This window comes from Ochrobactrum sp. PL_is483, assembly GCF_055816855.1.
The window spans coordinates 165905-184043 of the sequence record NZ_JBVPGS010000030.1 but is presented as its reverse complement, the minus strand read 5'-3'; the positions used below and the strand labels follow the sequence as shown (position 1 = coordinate 184043).

Annotated in this window: 20 protein-coding genes; 9 read left to right on the top strand and 11 right to left on the bottom strand. The window is 58.5% G+C overall.

Translation table 11 applies throughout. The annotated features are described in order from the left end of the window. Window positions 1-6 precede the first annotated feature (6 nt). Window positions 7-786 carry an aminoglycoside nucleotidyltransferase ANT(9)-Ic gene (ant(9)-Ic, locus tag AC0TNJ_RS07345; protein WP_473770714.1) on the top strand — a complete coding sequence of 260 codons (780 nt, stop codon included), beginning with the start codon at window positions 7-9 and terminating at the stop codon, window positions 784-786. Window positions 787-792: 6 nt separating this feature from the next. Here the strand turns inward: ant(9)-Ic and AC0TNJ_RS07340 are convergent, their stop codons facing one another. From AC0TNJ_RS07340 to ada, 4 genes are all read right to left on the bottom strand, one after another. Continuing rightward, entirely contained in the window at window positions 793-1830 is a 1038-nt protein-coding gene (locus AC0TNJ_RS07340; protein ID WP_473770713.1) for an FUSC family protein, read from the bottom strand. A gap of 150 nt (window positions 1831-1980) precedes the next feature. After that, window positions 1981-2331, bottom strand: coding sequence for an ArsC family reductase (locus tag AC0TNJ_RS07335; protein WP_122000573.1), 351 nt, complete (start codon window positions 2329-2331; stop codon window positions 1981-1983). Between the two features lie 60 nt (window positions 2332-2391). After that, window positions 2392-3090: a 2OG-Fe(II) oxygenase gene (locus AC0TNJ_RS07330; protein WP_473770712.1), complete on the bottom strand. Its 699-nt coding sequence runs from the start codon at window positions 3088-3090 to the stop codon at window positions 2392-2394. Continuing rightward, window positions 3087-4172: a bifunctional DNA-binding transcriptional regulator/O6-methylguanine-DNA methyltransferase Ada gene (ada, locus tag AC0TNJ_RS07325; RefSeq protein ID WP_473770711.1), complete on the bottom strand. Its 1086-nt coding sequence runs from the start codon at window positions 4170-4172 to the stop codon at window positions 3087-3089. The genes AC0TNJ_RS07330 and ada overlap by 4 nt, the downstream gene beginning before the upstream one ends. Between ada and AC0TNJ_RS07320 the strand changes: the two genes are divergently transcribed. The 3 genes from AC0TNJ_RS07320 to sbmA all read left to right on the top strand — a co-directional run bounded on the left by AC0TNJ_RS07320 (window position 4171) and on the right by sbmA (window position 6994). Next, window positions 4171-4422 (top strand): hypothetical protein, encoded by a 252-nt coding sequence (locus tag AC0TNJ_RS07320; RefSeq protein WP_473770710.1) that lies wholly within the window; start codon window positions 4171-4173, stop codon window positions 4420-4422. The two genes, ada and AC0TNJ_RS07320, sit on opposite strands and share 2 nt — an antisense overlap. A 57-nt stretch (window positions 4423-4479) precedes the next feature. Then, window positions 4480-5661 carry a YbfB/YjiJ family MFS transporter gene (locus AC0TNJ_RS07315; RefSeq protein WP_473770709.1) on the top strand — a complete coding sequence of 394 codons (1182 nt, stop codon included), beginning with the start codon at window positions 4480-4482 and terminating at the stop codon, window positions 5659-5661. An 82-nt stretch (window positions 5662-5743) separates the two neighbouring features. Continuing rightward, window positions 5744-6994: a peptide antibiotic transporter SbmA gene (sbmA, locus tag AC0TNJ_RS07310; RefSeq protein WP_473770708.1), complete on the top strand. Its 1251-nt coding sequence runs from the start codon at window positions 5744-5746 to the stop codon at window positions 6992-6994. A gap of 2 nt (window positions 6995-6996) precedes the next feature. On the opposite strand, the gene AC0TNJ_RS07305 is transcribed toward sbmA, so the two are convergent. Further along, window positions 6997-7992 carry a polysaccharide deacetylase family protein gene (locus AC0TNJ_RS07305; RefSeq protein ID WP_473770707.1) on the bottom strand — a complete coding sequence of 332 codons (996 nt, stop codon included), beginning with the start codon at window positions 7990-7992 and terminating at the stop codon, window positions 6997-6999. A gap of 308 nt (window positions 7993-8300) precedes the next feature. Between AC0TNJ_RS07305 and AC0TNJ_RS07300 the strand changes: the two genes are divergently transcribed. Together AC0TNJ_RS07300 and der are read left to right on the top strand one after the other, a co-directional pair. Continuing rightward, window positions 8301-8984, top strand: coding sequence for a tetratricopeptide repeat protein (locus AC0TNJ_RS07300; protein ID WP_473770706.1), 684 nt, complete (start codon window positions 8301-8303; stop codon window positions 8982-8984). 128 nt (window positions 8985-9112) lie between these two features. Continuing rightward, the gene (gene der, locus AC0TNJ_RS07295; RefSeq protein WP_122000566.1) at window positions 9113-10564 is read left to right on the top strand and encodes a ribosome biogenesis GTPase Der; all 1452 of its coding nucleotides are present in this window, start codon (window positions 9113-9115) and stop codon (window positions 10562-10564) included. Between the two features lie 51 nt (window positions 10565-10615). Here the strand turns inward: der and AC0TNJ_RS07290 are convergent, their stop codons facing one another. Continuing rightward, the gene (locus tag AC0TNJ_RS07290) at window positions 10616-11218 is read right to left on the bottom strand and encodes an OmpA family protein (RefSeq protein WP_473770705.1); all 603 of its coding nucleotides are present in this window, start codon (window positions 11216-11218) and stop codon (window positions 10616-10618) included. Between the two features lie 9 nt (window positions 11219-11227). After that, window positions 11228-11701 (bottom strand): hypothetical protein, encoded by a 474-nt coding sequence (locus AC0TNJ_RS07285; protein ID WP_473770704.1) that lies wholly within the window; start codon window positions 11699-11701, stop codon window positions 11228-11230. 346 nt (window positions 11702-12047) lie between these two features. On the opposite strand from AC0TNJ_RS07285, the gene AC0TNJ_RS07280 reads away from it, so the two are divergent. Then, a complete protein-coding gene (locus tag AC0TNJ_RS07280) occupies window positions 12048-13367 on the top strand; it encodes an Hsp70 family protein (protein WP_473770703.1) in 1320 nt (439 codons plus the stop codon). 54 nt (window positions 13368-13421) lie between these two features. On the opposite strand, the gene AC0TNJ_RS07275 is transcribed toward AC0TNJ_RS07280, so the two are convergent. Together AC0TNJ_RS07275 and AC0TNJ_RS07270 are read right to left on the bottom strand one after the other, a co-directional pair. Continuing rightward, on the bottom strand, window positions 13422-13964 hold the full coding sequence (locus tag AC0TNJ_RS07275; RefSeq protein WP_473770702.1) for a L,D-transpeptidase family protein: 543 nt from the start codon (window positions 13962-13964) through the stop codon (window positions 13422-13424). A 243-nt stretch (window positions 13965-14207) separates the two neighbouring features. Continuing rightward, complete coding sequence (locus tag AC0TNJ_RS07270) at window positions 14208-14630, bottom strand: hypothetical protein (RefSeq protein ID WP_473770701.1); 423 nt, start codon at window positions 14628-14630, stop codon at window positions 14208-14210. Between the two features lie 146 nt (window positions 14631-14776). On the opposite strand from AC0TNJ_RS07270, the gene AC0TNJ_RS07265 reads away from it, so the two are divergent. Further along, complete coding sequence (locus tag AC0TNJ_RS07265) at window positions 14777-15439, top strand: TenA family protein (RefSeq protein ID WP_473770700.1); 663 nt, start codon at window positions 14777-14779, stop codon at window positions 15437-15439. Here the strand turns inward: AC0TNJ_RS07265 and AC0TNJ_RS07260 are convergent, their stop codons facing one another. Together AC0TNJ_RS07260 and AC0TNJ_RS07255 are read right to left on the bottom strand one after the other, a co-directional pair. Continuing rightward, window positions 15440-15850, bottom strand: a complete 411-nt coding sequence (locus AC0TNJ_RS07260) for a lysozyme inhibitor LprI family protein (protein WP_473770699.1) — start codon at window positions 15848-15850, stop codon at window positions 15440-15442. Between the two features lie 105 nt (window positions 15851-15955). After that, window positions 15956-16348, bottom strand: coding sequence for a GFA family protein (locus tag AC0TNJ_RS07255; protein WP_473770698.1), 393 nt, complete (start codon window positions 16346-16348; stop codon window positions 15956-15958). 200 nt (window positions 16349-16548) lie between these two features. Here AC0TNJ_RS07255 and AC0TNJ_RS07250 point away from each other — a divergent pair, with 200 nt between their 5' ends. Next, a complete protein-coding gene (locus tag AC0TNJ_RS07250; RefSeq protein ID WP_473770697.1) occupies window positions 16549-17838 on the top strand; it encodes a cell wall hydrolase in 1290 nt (429 codons plus the stop codon). The last annotated feature ends 301 nt before the right edge of the window (window positions 17839-18139 follow it).

Genomic DNA, 18139 nt, shown 5'->3' with positions numbered 1-18139 from the left:
CGCAGGATGGATAGAAATCACGCAGCAATCCCCGAAGAAGCGGCGAAGGCCCTGACCGTTCTGCAAGAATGTCTGGGGCCGTCCTTGCAGGCCGTATATCTGCACGGCTCCGCCGTGAATGGCGGTCTTCGCCCCAACAGCGATGTCGATCTGCTGGCGGTCAGCGACCGGCCACTGGCACCCGAAACCGGGGCGCATCTCGTTGACCGTCTGATGCAGATTTCTGGCCGGCACCCGGCCAGACCCGGCCTGCCAAGATGCCTGGAAGTGATGATCTTTCTGCGGCAGGATCTTGCTGAACCCGGCTATCCCGCGCGTTGCGCCTTCATTTATGGAGAATGGCTGCGCGACGAATTCGAGGCGGGAACCGTGCCGCAGCCGCACACCGATCCCGAATATACGCTGGTGCTGGCGCAAGCCGCTCAGGAAGCCATAAGCCTCGTTGGCCCCGTGCGCGAACATCTTCTGCCGCCCATGCCGCACGAAGATGTTCGGCGGGCGATTGCCGATGCTTTGCCTGCCCTCGTCGGCAATCTTTCAGGCGACGAGCGCAACGTCCTGCTGACGCTTGCCCGCATGTGGTACACGCTCGAAACCGGAAAATTCGCGCCGAAAGATGCCGCTGCCGAATGGGCACTGCCGCGTGTTTCGCCCGAAACCGCGTCGGTCCTTGCGCTCGCGCAGGCGGCCTATCGCGGCGCTGCCCTGGACGACTGGCGGAATCGCCCGACGCTCGCACAACAGGCAGCGGACGAGCTGGCGCAGCATGTGTGGTCTCTGGCCTGAAAACCGTCAGGCCGCAGTTTGCTTTTGCCGCCGTTCGGGTACGGGAAGGCTGTCGGGAATATCGGAATGCAGGAAGTGCAGAAGCGTGTCCTGAACCGATGACAGCCGGTGCACGCAATCGCGCCAGCCGAACGGAATGTCCTTGGGCATGGGCGGTATCCGGCGCGGTTGCTCTCCTTCCTCCAGCTCGCAATTGGCGATGACCACCTGCAAGGCTTCCGCCAGCCATGGCGGCGGCGGGGCTTCCTTCTTGCGCAGCGCATTGCCCAGCGCTTCGCCGAACAGCAGCGCCGATGCGTAGAGGCGGATGCCGCGACGGTCGTAGCGGCCTGCCATTTCCGTCACCTCGCGCGCCACCAGCCGCCCGCGCAGCGACCAGCGCGCGTTGCTGCGCGCCAGCGCAATACCGTCGCCGAGAGCGATCACCGCCCGGTGCGCCGATGTAAACTGGTTGATCGCACTTTGCGCCCGCACCGGGTCCTGCTTTTCCAGCGCGATAGCCGATTGTTTAAGCCCGTTTGCAAGACGGTCGATCAGGCCGCGAGCCGCCTTGTCGATCAGAAGCAGCGGGCTCGGCGTCATCAAAATCTGGCTGAACAGCAAGCCCACGCCCGCGCCCACCAGAACATCCACCAGCCGTGTCACGCCAGCGACCTGCGGCCCCATGGCAAGAACCAGGATCGCCGAAACGCCCGACTGGATGGCAATTGCAGGCGCCATGCCGAAAGAGGTTGCCAGCACCATGGCAACGAAAGTCACGATGCTTGTGTGGAAGACCGGAACTGTTTCCCGCAAGAGCAGCGAAAGCTCGCCCACCAGCACGCCGGTCGTGACCCCGACGATCACGCCAATCGCCTGCTTGCCATGGTTGGGCAGGTTCGGCGCCAGACAGATCACCGCCGTTACCATGGCAAAGACGGGTTTCGGCTGGTTCAGAAGCAGCTGGCAGATCAGCCAGGCGACCCCGCCCGCGAAGGAAGCAATCAGGGAATCGCGCCAGCTCGCGGACCATTGCTGAACGACCTTCTTCGCGCGCTGCCGCATCGGTTTCTCCATCCGGCACATCCCGAAAAGCGTGAAGCGGTTTTCGGACAAGATGTACCTAAAAACAAATAAATAGAGCGCCGATCCGATTCAATCAGATCGAAACGCGCTCTTATTATCGGCAGCTATCTATGGCAGCGTTTTCCCGCCTCAAGGCTTGAAGAAGTTTTCATACTGGTCCGGCTTGAAACCGACCGTCAGCGTTCCATCCTTGTCGAGCACCGGGCGCTTGACCATGGACGGCTGCGCCAGCATTAGCGCCCGCGCCTTGGCGGCATCGACGTTCTGGCGTTCTTCCTCGGGCAGTTTGCGAAACGTCGTTCCGGCCCGGTTGAGCAATTGCTCCCACGGAATATCCTTCAGGAAACGGTCGAGCGTTTCACCGTCGAGCCCTTCCTTCTTGTAATCGTGAAACGCGTAGTCGATGCCGTGGTCTTCAAGCCAGGTGCGCGCCTTCTTCATGGTGTCGCAGTTCTTGATACCGTAGATGGTCACGCTCATATTCGACTCCTTCAATCATTTTGTTGCGATCAAAGGCCATCGAAACCTCGGTTTCAACCTCTATCTGGAATCGTGAAAGATTATGCCCAGCGTATGCCGCTCGCCAGAGCGGATGCGGCTGACGCCGTGCCGCATCTTGACGCGGTAATCCCCGCGTGTTCCCTGCATCGGGCGGTCATTGACCGCGAAGACCACGCCGTCTCCCCGTCGCAGCGGCACGACTTCCGCCCGGCTTTGCATGCGCGGGCGCTGTTCGGTCAGGACGAACTCCCCACCCGTGAAATCCTTTTCCGGCTCGGACAGCAAAATCGCCACCTGCAACGGAAAAGCGATATCGCCGTAAATGTCCTGATGCAGGCAATTATAATCGCCCTCCACATATTGCAGGATGAGCGGTGTCGGCCGGGTCTGTCCCGCCGCGTGGCAGCGTTCCAGAAACGCATCATGGGTCGGCGGAAAGCGGACATCCGATCCCAGCCTTTCGCTCCACCGATTGGCGATGGGGGCAAGCTGCGGATAGAGCTTCTGACGCAGATTCAAAATTAAGGCAGGAATGGGATTTGCGTAATATTTGTATTCTCCGCGCCCAAAACCGTGTTTTCGCATCGAAATAACGCTTCGAAATGCGGCCAAATTGTAGTAGCCGGCGGCTATTTCGCGGCAATCCTGTGGCGAAATTATGTTTTTGAGGATTGAGGCACCGAACTCGTCCAGTTCGGCACCGATTTTTTGCCAGTCATAGGCAGGGATATCACTCACGCCTGGCCCTCCCGCTTGAGAAGATCGCGCTTGCGCTCAATGCCCCAGCGATAGCCGGAAAGACCGCCATCGTTGCGCACCACGCGGTGGCACGGGACCGCGACGGCGATCTTGTTGGCGGCGCAGGCTTGCGCTACCGCCCGCACCGATTTCGGCGCGCCGATGCGCTCGGCAATTTCGGTGTAACTCACTGTTTTACCGACAGGAATTTCCCGCAGGGCCTGCCACACCCGCTGCTGGAACGCGGTTCCCTGTAGATCGAGCGGCAGGTCGAGACCGATGCGGGGCGCTTCGACGAAGCCCACCACTTTGGCCACCATATCCTCGAAATCGCGGTCCGCGCCGATGAGATTGGCCTGCGGAAAGCGCCTTTCCAGATCGCGGATCAGCTCTTCCGGGTCGTCGCCCATCAAAATCGCGCAGACACCCCTGTCGCTCGCAGCCACCAGTACCGCGCCGAGCGTTGACTGGCCGATGGCGAAACGGATATCCGCATTTTTGCCGCCTTGCTTGTAAGCCTTTGGAGTCATTCCCAAAATTCCGTCCGAAGCCTCATAGAAGCGGCTGCTGGAATTGTAACCGGCATCATAGATTGCGTCGGTTACGCGGATTTCCGGCGCATCGAGTGCTGCTCGCATCTTCTTCGCGCGGTGCGCATCGGCATAGGCTTTCGGGGTCAGCCCCGTGAACTCCTTGAAAATGCGGTGAAAATGGGCGGAGCTCGCTTTCACCGAAGCCGCTATTTCTTCAAGGGAAGGCACTTCTTCCGCCGTCTCAATGAAGCGGCAGGCACTCGCGACCATATCGGCATAGCGGGTGCTGTTCTGCGTCGCCAGCGTTTCGGAGAGATGCGGCTTGCAGCGCATGCAGGGCCGGAAGCCTGCGCGTTCCGCATCCTCGCAACCATCGAAAAACTGTACGTTTTCGCGCTTTCCGCGCCGCGACGGGCATGACGGACGGCAATAGACGCCGGTGGTGCGCACTGCATAGACAAATGTCCCGTCCGACGCCTTGTCGCGGTCGAGCACCTTCTGCCAGCGATTTTCGTCAGGGTCGTGGGTCTTCATGGTCATAAGGTTCATGTCCGTATTCCTTCAATATGAGCATGAAGGAAGGCTAATGCCAGCGCGCCGAGGCTACACTCCGCTGCTTGCTTTCAAATTAGAAACAGTGCCGTTGCCGCATCTGCTTCCAGCTTTTATGCCACGCGGTAAACCCGCAGGCAAAGACCAGCAGGCTATTGGCGCGCCGCCCCAATGGCCGGTGCAGCGGCAAAAGGCGGGAAACGGTTTCAGCGTCATTCCAGGTGATCGATCCGATCAGAAAAATTGAATTGTCCCGCCGGGCGCGAGGTTTATGTTCCTGGCGAACAACAGAGACCTCCCTCGAATGAACCAGCAAATTTTTCCCCGACGCAACACTGCCGTCCGCTATGCCTTCGGCGGTTTTCTCGCCATGGCCGCCGCCATGGGGATCGGGCGCTTCATCTATACGCCGATCCTGCCCGGAATGATGGCCGATATCGGCTTCACCGCCGCCGATGCCGGTTTTATCGCGTCTGCAAACTATATCGGCTATCTGCTGGGGGCGGTCGTTGCCGGCTACGGCTGGTCTGCGGGCATCGAACGGGCAAGCGTGATCGCGGGCCTGATAATCAGCGGTTTGCTGTGCGCGGCCATGGCGCTTTTTGACGGCGTATGGCTGTTTTCCATCATCCGCTTTGCGGCGGGCTTCATAAGCGCGGTGACGATGATCCTGTCTACGGCAATCGTGCTGAGCCACGTCACGGCGGCGGAAAAGGCGGGGCTTGGCGCCTTGCATTTCGGCGGCGTTGGCAGCGGCATAGCGCTTTCCGCCGTTCTGGTGGCGCTGATCCGCTTTGCCGGACTTGATTGGCGCGCAGACTGGATCGGCGCTGCGGTCCTGACCATCGTGATGGTTGTTCTGGTTGCGGCTTTCGTGAAGGAAGGTCCGGTCGGCGGAAACAGCGGCACGCGTGAGCCGCCGCTCCCCAAAAGCCTCGCCTTCAACGCGCTGGCGCTGGCCTATGGGATTTTCGGCTTCGGCTATGTCATCACGGCGACGTTCCTGATTGCAATCGTGCGCGCGACCGATGGCGGTCCGCTGATGGAAGCGTCCGTGTGGGTGGTGACCGGCCTGACGGCTGCGCCCTCGATCTGGCTGTGGGGTCCGGCTGCGAAGAAGTTCGGCCTTTTCCACGCATTTGCCCTGACCGCCATTCTGGAGGCCATCGGCGTTGCCGCGAGCGTGGTTCTGGCGCCGCCGCTTGGGCCGCTTGTGGGCGGCGCGCTTCTCGGCATCACCTTCATGGCATTGACCGCGTTCGGATTGCAGATTGCCCGCACGCTCGCACCGGCGTCACCGAAACGCGCTCTGGCGCGAATGACCGTCTGCTTCAGCATCGGCCAGATCGTCGGCCCGCTGGTGGCAGGCTTCATGGCGCAGCGCTCCGGTTCGTTCACCTCGGCAAGTCTGGCCGCAGCGCTCTCGCTGGTGGTCGTCGCGGTGCTAGGCATCGTGGCGGGACGCGCTGCCGGAACAAGGGGCTGAAAACCTTACAGGAATTTAACTGGTAAAGGCGCAAGGACCGGCTTCTTATGAGGATAGTTCCTCAAGAGTTGGATGAAATCCGGTGTTTGTGTCGTTCTTTCCCCGCCCGAAACTGTTCTTCTGGTCCGCTCTCGGCTGGTGCCTGCTGGCGATAATCGGCTGGTACGAGGGAGGAGAAAGGCTGGGCGCAACATTCGGCCTGCCGCCGCTGGCGCATGACGCTGCGCCGATCATCGGCGCAAGCGTCTTCTGGTCGGCGCCGTTTCTCTGGTTCTATATTTATTTCGCGGTGGCGGTGGTCGCGTTCTATCTGTTCTGGGCGTGGTTCTCTCCGCATCCGTGGCAGCGCTGGTCGATACTCGGATCGGCGCTGATCCTGTTCACCACCTATTTCGGCGTGCAGGTCAGCGTGGCGGTCAATGCCTGGTATGGGCCGTTCTACGACATGATACAGAAGGCGCTGACAACACCCGGCGCCGTAAGCGCGTCCGATTTCTACTGGGGGCTGGTCACTTTTGCCAAGATTGCTTTTATTAGCGTTACGATCAGCGTTTTGAGCCTCTTCTTCGTCAGCCATTATATCTTCCGATGGCGCACGGCGATGAATGACTATTATGTCAGGTACTGGCCGAAACTGCGTTCCATCGAAGGCGCTGCACAGCGTGTGCAGGAAGATACGATGCGCTTTTCAACGACGCTGGAACAGCTCGGTGTCAATCTGGTGAAAGCTATTCTGACGCTGATCGCCTTTCTGCCGGTCCTGTTCAGCTTTTCCGAGAAAATCACCGAGTTGCCGGTTATCGGCACAATACCACATGCGCTTGTATGGGCGGCTGTTTTCTGGGCTGCCTTCGGGACCGGTCTGCTGGCGCTGGTCGGCATCAAGTTGCCTGGGCTGGAGTTCAACAACCAGCGCGTGGAAGCGGCTTACCGCAAGGAACTCGTCTATGGTGAAGATCATGACGATCGCGCCGGGCCAGTCACAATGGCCGAATTGTTCCGCAACGTCCGGCACAATTATTTCCGGCTCTATTTCCACTATGTCTATTTCAACGTGGCCCGCATTTTCTATCTGCAGGCCGACAATATTTTCGCGACCCTGATCCTCATACCGTCCATCGTGGCTGGAAAGCTGACGCTTGGCCTGATGAACCAGATCATCAATGTATTTTCGCAGGTACAAGAATCGTTCCAGTATCTCGTCAAATCGTGGACGACGATCATCGAGCTGCTGTCGATCTACAAGCGTCTGAGAGCTTTTGAGGCAACTATCCGCGACGAGCCGCTACCCGCGCTGGATCTCGAAAATCTGGAAACACTGCCTTCGGCCTAAAGTCAGGACCTGTTCTGGCCTGCGTGGACCGTCTCCCTGTCGAGACTGTCCAGATAGTCGCTGTAGGTCGTGCATTTGACGTCCGGCTTGGTGCAGACTTCCGTCACCAGCCGTTCCATGGCGCGCCAGTAGGCGCCGTCATTCATCAGCACGAAATGAAAGCCAAGCTGAAGCGGAATGCGCTCGCCCGCATATTGCCTGTCGAAGGCTGCCCGGAAAGCCTTGTAGGCCCGCTCCTCGAACGCCGCCGATTGCAGCACGGCTTCCTTGCCCTTCGAGTGGCGGACATAGAGATTATAGTCCATCGCCACGATGGGGCGCTGCGACGGGCCTTCCGGGATAAGCGGCAATCCAAAGGATGCGAACCGGCCGGCAATGATCGGTTCTTCCGGGCCGCGGGTGACGGACGACGCTTGATAGCGAAAGCCGTTCGCCTTCAGCACATCCTGCACCGGCTTCGATGCGGCGAGATAGGGCGCGCGGAAGCCGGCAATGCCGTTCAGCGCCAGATCGCGCCAGCCTTCCGGCTCGCCTTCGATGCCGTTATTCTTGTAGGCGTCAGCGGTGATGCGGCGGAATTCCCTGATCTCCTTGTCCCAGTCGGCGGTCGACCAGTCGGTGCCGTCGAAATGGCCGCAGCCATGGCTGGCGATCTCGTTTCCTTCCAGATGCGCCTGCCAGATATTGCCAAGGCGGGCGACGACTTCATCGCGGCTGAGCGCGAAGCCGACATTGGACGATCCCGCCCGCTTGCGTGGCGGCTGGTAATCCCGCCGGTTCTGCTTGGTCATCAGGAAGACGCAGGACAGGAAATAGGTGAAATGCGCGTTGTTTTTCTTCGCCAATTCGCGCGAGCGGGTCCACAGCGCATTGTCGTGCGCGCCATCGAAGGAGATCAGCACATATTGCGGCTTTGCGGGCGCCGGTTCCGCCTGCGCGGTGCAGGTGGAAAGAGCCAGGGCTGAAAGAAGAACAGGGCGGGGGGAAAGAAAGCGCATGGACCACTAAACGAGGGGGGGGGAGGAGGAAGGGTTCCGAAGAATTGTCACAAGAGCGGTTCCTATTTTTACTGAATCATCGGAACCGCTCTAACTATTTGTTTTGTCGCATTCTCCAACGCAAAACCGTTTCACGCTTTTGCTGGAAATGCTCTATTCCTTGAATAAGGCTATTGTCGGACCGAAATGCACTTTGTGACACGTGTTTCGGCTTATTTCACAGACGGGTCTTACATATGGCGACAATTCCGACTAAAAGCGCCAGAACATCTATTTCGTAAACCAGTTTCAAGAACGATGGCAGGTCCATGGCAGACGACAGTTTCATTCGCGAGGTAAACGAGGAACTCCGTTCGGAACGGGCAAAGCAGGTCTGGAAGAATTTCGGCCCGGTCGTGATTGGTGCTGCCGTTGCGATCGTTCTGGGAACGGCTGGCTGGGTCGGCTATCAGCACTGGACCGACAGCAAGGCTTCCGCTTCCGGCGACAAGTTTCTGGCCGCGCTCGATCTCGCCTCGGCAGGCAAGAACGATGAGGCGCTTGCTGCGCTCGACGATCTCGAAAAGACCGGCTACGGCTCCTATCCGGTGCTGGCGCGTCTTCGCGCCGCTTCGGTGATCGCCGACAAGGGCGATGCCGCCGGTGCCGTGAAGGCTTTCGATGACGTTGCCGCCGACAACGCAGTGCCCGCGCCGCTGCGCGATGTGGCGCGCTTGCGGGCAGGCTATCTGCTGGTCGACAGCGGTTCTTATGACGATGTGGCCAAGCGCGTGGAAACGCTGTCCGCCGACGGCAATCCGATGCGTTCAAGCGCGCGGGAAGCCCTGGGGCTGGCGGCATGGAAGGCCGAGCGTTTCGATGATGCGGTCAAGCTGTTCCAGCAGATTGCCAATGACAATCTTGCTCCGGCCAATACCCGCCAGCGTTCCAATACGATGCTCGATCTGATGCGCAGCGCGGGCGTCAAGGTGCCCGACGCGCAAAATACGTAATAAACAAGCGCATCCCGAAAAGTGTGAAGCGGTTTTCGGATAAGATGCGCGTCAGGATAAATAAATAGAGCGGTTCCACGTTTCGATCGAAATCGGAACCGCTCTGATTTCTGGAGTTATCTTCTCCCATGGGTTTCACAGTCGCCATCGTCGGGCGTCCCAATGTCGGCAAGTCCACGCTGTTCAATCGCCTCGTCGGCCGCAAGCTGGCGCTGGTCGATGACCTGCCGGGCGTCACGCGCGACCGGCGCATCCACGATGCCAAGCTTTACGATCTGAAATTTCAGGTCATCGACACAGCCGGTCTGGAAGAAGCTGCCAATGACAGTCTGGAAGCGCGCATGCGCGCCCAGACCGAGGCCGCCATTCAGGAAGCGGACGTGATCCTGTTCGTCATCGATGCCAAGGCCGGTATCACGCCGACCGACAGCACCTTTGCCGAAGTGGTGCGCCGTTCCGGCAAGCCGGTCGTGCTGGTGGCCAACAAGGCGGAAGCGCGCGGCGCGCAATCCGGCATGTATGACGCTTTCCAGCTTGGCCTTGGCGAACCATGCCCGATCTCTGCCGAGCACGGCCAGGGCATGCCCGACCTGCGCGACGCGATTGTCGAGCTTTTGGGCGAAGAGCGCGTCTTCGCCGACGAGAAGGAAGAGGAAGCCGCCGACGAGGTTTTCACACCGAAGGCTGTCGGCGAACTGATCGGCGACGACATCGAGGACCCGGACGAAGAAGAAATCCCAGCCTACGATGCCACCAAGCCGATGCGCATTGCCATTGTCGGACGCCCGAATGCTGGCAAGTCCACGATGATCAACACGATGCTCGGCGAAGACCGCCTGCTGACCGGACCGGAAGCAGGCATTACGCGTGACTCGATCTCGGTGGATTGGGAATGGCGGGGCCGCAAGATCAAGCTGTTTGACACGGCTGGCCTCCGCCGCAAGTCGCGCGTGCAGGAAAAGCTCGAAAAGCTGTCGGTCGCCGACGGCCTGCGTGCCATCCGGTTTGCGGAAGTCGTGATCATCGTGCTCGACGCGACGATCCCGTTCGAGAAGCAGGATTTGCAGATTGCCGATCTCATCATCCGTGAGGGCCGGGCGCCGATCATCGCATTCAACAAATGGGATTTGATCGAAGACCGCCAGATGGTCCTCGCCGATCTTTACGAAAAGACGGCCCGCCTGCTGCCGCAGGTGCGCGGGCTTCGCGCCGTGCCGATTTCCGGCGAGCGCGGACAGGGCATCGACAAGCTCATGGAGAATGTCGTCAAGACCCACGAAATCTGGAATCGCCGTATTTCAACCGGGCGTCTCAACCGCTGGCTGACGGGTGTCATCGCGCACCAGCCGCCACCGGCAGTTTCGGGTCGCCGCCTGAAGGTGAAATATATGACGCAGGTAAAGACCCGCCCGCCGGGCTTCGTCGTCTCCTGCTCGCGCCCCGATGCGATGCCGCAATCCTATGTGCGCTATCTCATCAACGGCCTGCGCGAAACTTTCGACATGCCGGGCGTGCCGATCAGGCTTTCCTTGCGCACCTCGGACAACCCGTTCGCAGGCCGTGCCAAAAAGAAGAAGTGACAAAAAGCCCGGAGCGATCCGGGCTTTTTCTGTTTCCAAAGGTGAGGCGCATCATGCTTTCGGCAGCACAAATTCGACACGCCGGTTTTGCGCCCGCCCGTCGGGATTGTCTTTGCCTTTGATTTCGTTGGGCGCGACAGGCTCGCTTTCGCCATGCCCCTCCGGTTTCAACCGCGCGGATTGAACGCCATTGCTGACGAGAAACCGGACCACGGCATCGGCGCGGTTTTTCGACAGTTTATCGTTGTAGCTGTCCGACCCTTTCGAATCCGTATGGCCGACAACGCGAACGGCAGAATCCGGCATGCTTTCCAATATTCTGGCAATATCGGTCAGTGTCGCCTTGGCTTTGCCCGTCAGTTTGGCACTGTCGAAATCGAACAAAATATCACTCGTCACGGAAAGGACGATGCTTTCGTCCGTTTCCCGCATGGTGATATTGCCGCTTTTTTCGACAATTTGTTGCGCAGCGCTGGACAGGCCCCGTGCTTTGCCATCGGTGCTGCCCGATGCTGCAACAAGATCGCGGATCTCCGGTACGAGATCACGGATATAGGCACTGTTGTCGGTGCTTGTGTCTTGCGCGGATGCGATGGATGGCAGGCAAAGCGCGGCGAGGCCGAGAACGATGCTGCCCAGGGTAAGACTGGTCATGGCTCGCCCCTATTCGGCGGGAATGGCAAAAGGCCCGAGCGGCTCGACCCCCTTAATATAGAGCGTCACCTTCTGGCCCTTCGGTGGCGCGGGAAAGACGCCGTGCCAGACGCCGACGACCTGGCCCGTGCCGAACAGGGAAACCGAAGCAGGCGCGAGCGGCTTGCCTTCGGAGTCCTTCAGCAGAAGATATTTTTTGTCGCCCGCGAGAAGATAATATTCATTCTCGTAATCTTTGTCCGACAGTTCTCTGTAAAGCGTCGTCGAAACACTCCCGCCTTCCTTGGCATTGATGAAACGGACCTTGACGGTCACCTTGTCGCCATCAGCCACGACACCGCTAACCTCTGCGGTGGCCTGACCGCTGCTGTGATAGCCGCTTGCTATGGGCTGTCCGGTTGTCGCCTGGGCATTGGCAATGTGAGGAAGCGTACTGGCCGAAAGCAGGGCAGCCGCAAGAACGGTACGGGATAGAAACGCCATGTTTATCGCTTTCATCTGTTGGGGGGCTTGGGAATAGCGAAACCGGATGGACAACATCTGGCATTGCCAAGGTGGTGAAAACAAATAAGCGGAGCAGTTCACGGATGTGACTGAAAGGTGAACTGCTCATGATGCGTTGCAGAAACCTAGCAGGCAGACGAAAGAGATCATGTAAACTTTCGAGACAGCCATTAATATTTGCGCGACCGGGAATTTTTCTCATTCGGGTGGCAATGATTGCAATCGTGATCGCAACCAGTGCTTAATTTCGCACTTTCGGGTTGAGCTTGGCTCTGGCGACTGCTAATCCGCCCGCTCCCCGATTTCCTCCAAAAAAGGTGCAGTAATGACGAAGGCTGACCAGAGCCCATTTGATGGCGTGACTTTGGGCATCGATTTCGGCACGACCAACACGGTTCTTTCCGTTGCCGCGCCGGATGGCACGACTGCCGTTCTGAGTGTGCCGAAGGATGGGGTTGATATTACCGGCTACCGTTCGGTTCTCTGCTTCTGGCAGGATCGCGAAACCGGGGAGCGCACCGTCGAAAGCGGGCCATGGGCGATGGACGTATTCGTCAATGCGCCGCACTCCACGCGCATGCTGCAATCGTTCAAGACATTCGCGGCCTCGAAATCCTTTACCGACACGCCGGTTTTCGGCAAGCGGTTCAAGTTCGAGGATATCCTGACCACTTTCCTCAACACGGTTGCCGCGCGGCTGGGTGACCGTCTGCCGCCAAAGGGCAATCGCGTGGTTATTGGCAGGCCCGTGATCTTTGCGGGCGCATCGCCTGATGAAGCGCTGGCCATGCAGCGCTATGAAAAGGCGTTTCGGGCGTTCGGCTTCACCGACATTCATTATGTTTATGAGCCGGTCGCCGCTGCCTATTTTTATGCGCAGGAACTGACAGCCGCATCCACTGTTCTGGTGGCCGACTTCGGCGGCGGCACCAGCGACTTTTCCATCGTGCGGTTCGACGTGGGCAGGCAAGGCTTGAGCTTCACGCCGCTCAGCCAGACGGGTGTCGGCATCGCGGGCGATACGTTCGATTACCGTATCATCGACAATGCCGTTTCGCCGCTGCTTGGAAAGGGGACTGAATATCAGTCCTTCGGCAAAAGGCTGACCGTGCCGAACCATTATTATGCAAATTTTGCGCGCTGGAATACGCTGTTCCTGATGAACTCACCGGCCACCATTCGCGATCTGGACGAACTGGCCCGGCAAGCGGTTGACCCGAAGCCGCTCGAACATTTCATCAACCTGATCGAAAACGATTACGGCTACGAAATTTACCGCGCCGTATCGGACCTCAAGGTGCGCCTTTCAACGCAGCGCATGTCGGAACTGCACTTCAAGGCCGACGATTTTGAAATCCGCACCGACATTACCCGCAATGATTTCGAAAACTGGATCGCGGAGGATGTGCGCCAGATCGAAAACTCGGTGCAGCAGGCGGTCGAGAAAGCAGCGCTGGAAACCTCGTCTATCGACCGGGTTTTCCTCACGGGCGGCACGTCTTTCGTGCCGGTCATCCGCACCGTGTTTGAAAGCCGCTTCCCCGATGCCGAGGTGACAAGCTCGAACCAGTTCGATTCCATTGCCAACGGCCTCGCATTGATTGGGCAGAGCGCGGATATCGAACGCTGGTCGGTCAAGAGTTAGTGCGGTTTCAACGATCCCGTTAAAGCAGGAACCGCTCGAAAGGCATTTGAAAGATCAGGGCAGGATTTCAATCGGCGTCCCGGTCGGAACTCTGGCCCATATGTGACGCATTTCCGCATCGGTGACGGCAATGCAGCCATCAGTCCAATCCCAGAGCCGGTGTGCGGATGCCAGCCAGCCCCAGCCATTCGGCAGGCCATGGATCATAATATTGCCGCCCGGTGCGTGACCGGCTGTCGCTGCGGCCTGCTTGTCGTTTTCGTTCGGATAGGAAATATGCAGGCTCAGATGCGCCATCGAACGCGGGTTGCGCCAGTCGATGACGTAACGCCCTTCCGGTGTCTTTTCATCGCCTTCGCGCTGCTTGTGCCCGCCATCGCCGTTGCTGCCGAGCGATATGCGATAGGTGCCGATTGTCCTGCCTTCGCGAAGCAGGAACATCTGACGACTGGCCTTTTCCACGCGGATCGCATCGGCCTGCTGGTCGGACGGTGCGGCAAGGGGAGGCTCGACGAGGCTGATCCGGGCCATGACCTTCGTATAGCCGAACAGGCCAATAGCGATGAGCGCTACGGCGAAAAGGATTTTCTTGGTCATGCCCCACACTTCGAATAGATCTGTATCCGGTCGCTTGTCACCAATAATTGGGGCCTTCACAAGGCAACTATGATCTGTGGAGCCGTCCCTCCCACTTAGCACTACAGTTGCATTCTTCGTGATGCCGGGCTGCAAAAAGCAATTTGTCTGCGTTCCGGTGCTCACGTACCTTTAAGTACGCTCCGCTCCGGTACTCGAAAATCACTCTTTTCGCCACGGCCTGACGAATTTGCAACTGTAGTGCTAGGAAGCGGTTGCCGTATCGGCAAAACAGGCGGCGATTTCCTTGTTGGCGCCGAGCTTTTCAGCCCATTTGACCAGATCGGGCATCTCGCTTCTTTCAGCCATCCCGCCCCAGACGTCCTTCAGTTTGGGTACCTTGCCGGAAAGGTCGAAAAAGAAATAGCCCGGATCAGCCACCGGGACATCCGCATAGGCGACCGCCCAGTTGCCATATTGCATGAAGCTCTCAATGTTGACGGAAGCCGGTTTGACTTTCTTGCCGAGGCTTTGCGCGATGAGAGACCTGTAGTCGGATTTCTGTTGCTTGGTCAGTGTCGTCGTCACGCCGTCACAGGCAGATTTGGCGAAGGCACTGCCTGTCGGAAGAGCCATCGCAACAGCAAGCAGAAGCGCCGCACGGGCAGGCGAAAAATATGTGTTCATTCTTTCCCTCAGAAAAATGTCCACTTCATTTAAGCAGCATAACCAATCCGTCGCCGATGCATAAGGGGATTTTGACAGGCGCATTGCCGATGCGGAACAGCGCCGATAAAGTCCGGTCGCTAAAATAGAAAGGAGTCGGCCTTTTCATGCCAAGTGATGCCAAAGCCGGGCGTTTCACCGACGGTCTTCGTCAGAACGCCGAACCATTCTGGTCGCAAGCCGTCGGCCATCGCCTTGTCCGCGAAATTTATGCGGGTACGGCCGCGCCCGATGTCATGACGCGCTATCTGGTGCAGGACCATCGGTTCATCGACTGCTTTTTATCACTGCTGGGCGGAACACTCGTCAATTGTGACCGGATGGAAGCCAAGCTGACTTTAGGCCGCTTCATCGGCATGATCAGCAGCGATGAAAACTCCTATTTCGAGCGCGCTTTTGCAAAACTTGCGGTCTCCGACGCCGAGCGTTTCGATGCGCCTGACGCGGCGCCAACTGCTGCATTCAAGGATCTGATGCTGGAGGCTGCGCGCTCCGGTTCCTATGCGGTCTGCCTGTCAGTGCTGACGGTCGCCGAATGGCTTTATCTCGACTGGGCTGAAAAAGCGCCGAAGCCTTCGCCTGACGATTTCATTTTTTCAGAATGGATCGTGCTGCACGACAATCCATATTTTGTGGAGTTCGTGGGCTTCCTGCGTTCGGAGCTGGACCGGGTCGGCCCGGCGGCGGAAGAACGATGCCGGCAGTTCTTCCGCCGCGCAGTAGAACTGGAAAAGGCATTCTTCGACGCCGCCTATGAGAGCCGCAACTAATCAGTTACTGGCGGCAGGGAAGGGGCAATTGCTGTCTCCTTCCTCGCATTTGAGGTATTTCTTGAGGTCGTTGATGCGCTGTTGCGTAAGGCCGGACAGGCAGATCGAATAGGCCATGCCCGAAATGCTGCCGCCGCCCGCTGTCTGCATGTCGCATTCGGCATCACGAAACGCGATCCAGGCGCGCTGCGACTGAACCAGCTTTTTCTTCAGGTCGGCATCGTCGGCGCGGCGCTGCAAGGTCTTGAACACCTTGTTCAGCTCGGCATCCGACTTCTTGTAGGCTTTGCCATAACATTCATTGAGTGCGGCTTGCGAACTGGCGTTCTGGCAGTCATCGGCCTGTGCCGTGGCAACGACCGCAAATGAACTCAACAGGGCGCCAAAAATCCCGATTTTCAACCCGCGCATAAAATTACCCCCAATGCAGTGATCACAATATCGCAGATAGAGCGGCTGTCGTGAAAGAAAAGATGGTATCTAGGACGAGGACTTGATCAAGTCTTCATCCTAATCCTAATCCTCAAAGCGGCTCGATCCCTCACGGTCGCGCTCATAGCCATGCATTGCGGGGAAAGACGGCAGCCAGCTTTCGCGGCGGATGGTCCACAGTTCATAGGTCGGCTTGAACTGATCTGGCGCATCGAGCGAGCCGAGATTGATTTCGATCTCATCGCCGCTGTGTCCGAAAACGGACGACCCGCAGCGCGGGCAAAAATGGCGTCCCGCATAGTCGCGGGTTTCACCCTCGACCGTAACCGCAGTTTCGGGAAATATCGCAGAGGCGTGAAACAGCGCGCCGTGATGCTTGCGGCAATCGAGGCAATGGCAGATGCCGACCCGGTAGGGCTGTCCCGCCGCTTCGAAGCGAACATTGCCGCACAGGCATCCGCCCAAGACCTTTTCCATGATGCACCTCCTCACCGTAGCTGCCCGGTATTCGCAAAGCAGGATTCGCTTAAACCCTGCATTAACCATATTCGTTCATGGTTAACGCGCTGCTGATAATGACTGTATTCGCCAGAGCTGCAAGCGCGTCCTCACCCATCGGACAAGGCTAATACTCCGTTATCGCCGCATCGGTTTAGTCAGTGTGAGTGGAGTGTGCGGTGCGTCTTGTATCTTTACGAGCGCTGTTTGGTCGAAGGAAGGCCGTTGTCGAGCCGGTGTGGCATTACCCTGTCACGGGCTATTGCCCGGAAGAGGGGCGCTATTACGCCGTCCGTGCAAAGCCGCGCCAGACAGTCCATAAGCCGCACCGTCTGGTGCCGCTGGTTCTGGCGGCCATGGCATATCTTTTCAACGCCAATACAATTGCCTTTCAGGACATGGCGAGCCTGGTGCCCTCGGCCGACATGGGAACGCACCGCTGGACCGCCTTTGTCGCCAAGGCGCCGGTCGGCTCCGTCCATCAGGCCGAAATGCCGTTCGTGGATGCAACGACCGTGACAGGCAGCATCGCCGCCAACGGCATCGAAGTACCGGGCATAGGCCGCGTTGCGCTCTCCGGCGGACGCAAGACGGCAAAACTCGGCACGGACGATCCGAACCCCGACGAAAACCGCATCAATCGTTCCGACAAGACGGGTCGCCTGGTCTCGGTGAAGCCGAAGGCCCCCGCCAAGGCCTTCACTGCCGGCAGCATGTTCGACAAGATCAGCATGATCACGCGTCCGCCGGAAAAGACGGACACGAAGATGGCTTTCTCCAGCAAGCTGGAAGGCAAGGAAATCGGCATCACCATGGCTTTCCATGCGGTGAAGCCGCCAAAGCCGCGTTCTGAAATGCCGACCCAGCTTGCCAAGCTCATTACCAATGACCAGCCGGATGTGCTGGCCCTTGGTTATGCGCCTGCAACGCCGGATTATGGCAAGACCTCGCCTTTCGAAAGCATTTTGAAGCCGCAGCCCGATGAAGGCCGCTTCGTGCCGCCGATCAGCGAACAGGATCATGAATGGGCGGCCACGCCCCTGCCGCCTTCCGCTTTCAGCTCGAGCGAACAGAAATGCCTTGCCGAAGCAGTCTATTATGAAGCGCGCGGCGAAACGGTGAAGGGACAGGTTGCGGTCGCCCAGGTTGTCCTCAACCGCGTGCGCAATCCCGCCTATCCGGGAACGATCTGCGGCGTCGTCTATCAGAATCGCGATTGGCTCAATGCCTGCCAGTTTTCCTTTGCCTGCGACGGCCAGAAGCACCGCGTCACCGAAATGCCGCAATGGCGCATGGCGCAGCAGGTGGCAAAGACGGTCTCGGCTGGCCAGATATGGTTGCCGGAAGTCGGTTCCGCCACCCACTACCACGCGACCTATGTTCGCCCGTTCTGGGCCCCGACCATGAAGAAGGTCACCAAGATCGGTCTTCACGTTTTCTACCGGACCTATGGCGGCGGGTGGAGCTGAGCGCCCATCGCCGGATCGGCGGGTCTCAACTCACGTTTTTGTTAGCGGACTAAACGGTCGAACAGGCGCATAAGATCGGCTTTCATCTCAAGCCGGGCATGGTGCAATCATCCAAAAACGATTCCGTTTTTTTAGCCAATAATGTGGCCAATCTGGTTCTTTGGTCGGAAAATGAGTCGCACCAATATCTAAGTAATTGAGATTACTTGATAAAAAACCTTCTGGACCAATGCCTGCACCGCCTTGACTAGCGGACGGCGTGTCAATATGTTGCGCGCAACTTGGAAATGGGATTGAAAAC

Coding starts and splice junctions, on each gene's coding strand:
- AC0TNJ_RS07340 (WP_473770713.1), bottom strand. CDS start 1,830: ATGCGGCAGCGCGCGAAGAAGGTCGTTCAGCAATGGTCCGCGAGCTGG.
- AC0TNJ_RS07335 (WP_122000573.1), bottom strand. CDS start 2,331: ATGAGCGTGACCATCTACGGTATCAAGAACTGCGACACCATGAAGAAG.
- AC0TNJ_RS07320 (WP_473770710.1), top strand. CDS start 4,171: ATGTCCGTATTCCTTCAATATGAGCATGAAGGAAGGCTAATGCCAGCG.
- ada (WP_473770711.1), bottom strand. CDS start 4,172: ATGAACCTTATGACCATGAAGACCCACGACCCTGACGAAAATCGCTGG.
- AC0TNJ_RS07315 (WP_473770709.1), top strand. CDS start 4,480: ATGAACCAGCAAATTTTTCCCCGACGCAACACTGCCGTCCGCTATGCC.
- AC0TNJ_RS07305 (WP_473770707.1), bottom strand. CDS start 7,992: ATGCGCTTTCTTTCCCCCCGCCCTGTTCTTCTTTCAGCCCTGGCTCTT.
- AC0TNJ_RS07300 (WP_473770706.1), top strand. CDS start 8,301: ATGGCAGACGACAGTTTCATTCGCGAGGTAAACGAGGAACTCCGTTCG.
- der (WP_122000566.1), top strand. CDS start 9,113: ATGGGTTTCACAGTCGCCATCGTCGGGCGTCCCAATGTCGGCAAGTCC.
- AC0TNJ_RS07290 (WP_473770705.1), bottom strand. CDS start 11,218: ATGACCAGTCTTACCCTGGGCAGCATCGTTCTCGGCCTCGCCGCGCTT.
- AC0TNJ_RS07285 (WP_473770704.1), bottom strand. CDS start 11,701: ATGGCGTTTCTATCCCGTACCGTTCTTGCGGCTGCCCTGCTTTCGGCC.
- AC0TNJ_RS07280 (WP_473770703.1), top strand. CDS start 12,048: ATGACGAAGGCTGACCAGAGCCCATTTGATGGCGTGACTTTGGGCATC.
- AC0TNJ_RS07275 (WP_473770702.1), bottom strand. CDS start 13,964: ATGACCAAGAAAATCCTTTTCGCCGTAGCGCTCATCGCTATTGGCCTG.
- AC0TNJ_RS07270 (WP_473770701.1), bottom strand. CDS start 14,630: ATGAACACATATTTTTCGCCTGCCCGTGCGGCGCTTCTGCTTGCTGTT.
- AC0TNJ_RS07265 (WP_473770700.1), top strand. CDS start 14,777: ATGCCAAGTGATGCCAAAGCCGGGCGTTTCACCGACGGTCTTCGTCAG.
- AC0TNJ_RS07260 (WP_473770699.1), bottom strand. CDS start 15,850: ATGCGCGGGTTGAAAATCGGGATTTTTGGCGCCCTGTTGAGTTCATTT.
- AC0TNJ_RS07255 (WP_473770698.1), bottom strand. CDS start 16,348: ATGGAAAAGGTCTTGGGCGGATGCCTGTGCGGCAATGTTCGCTTCGAA.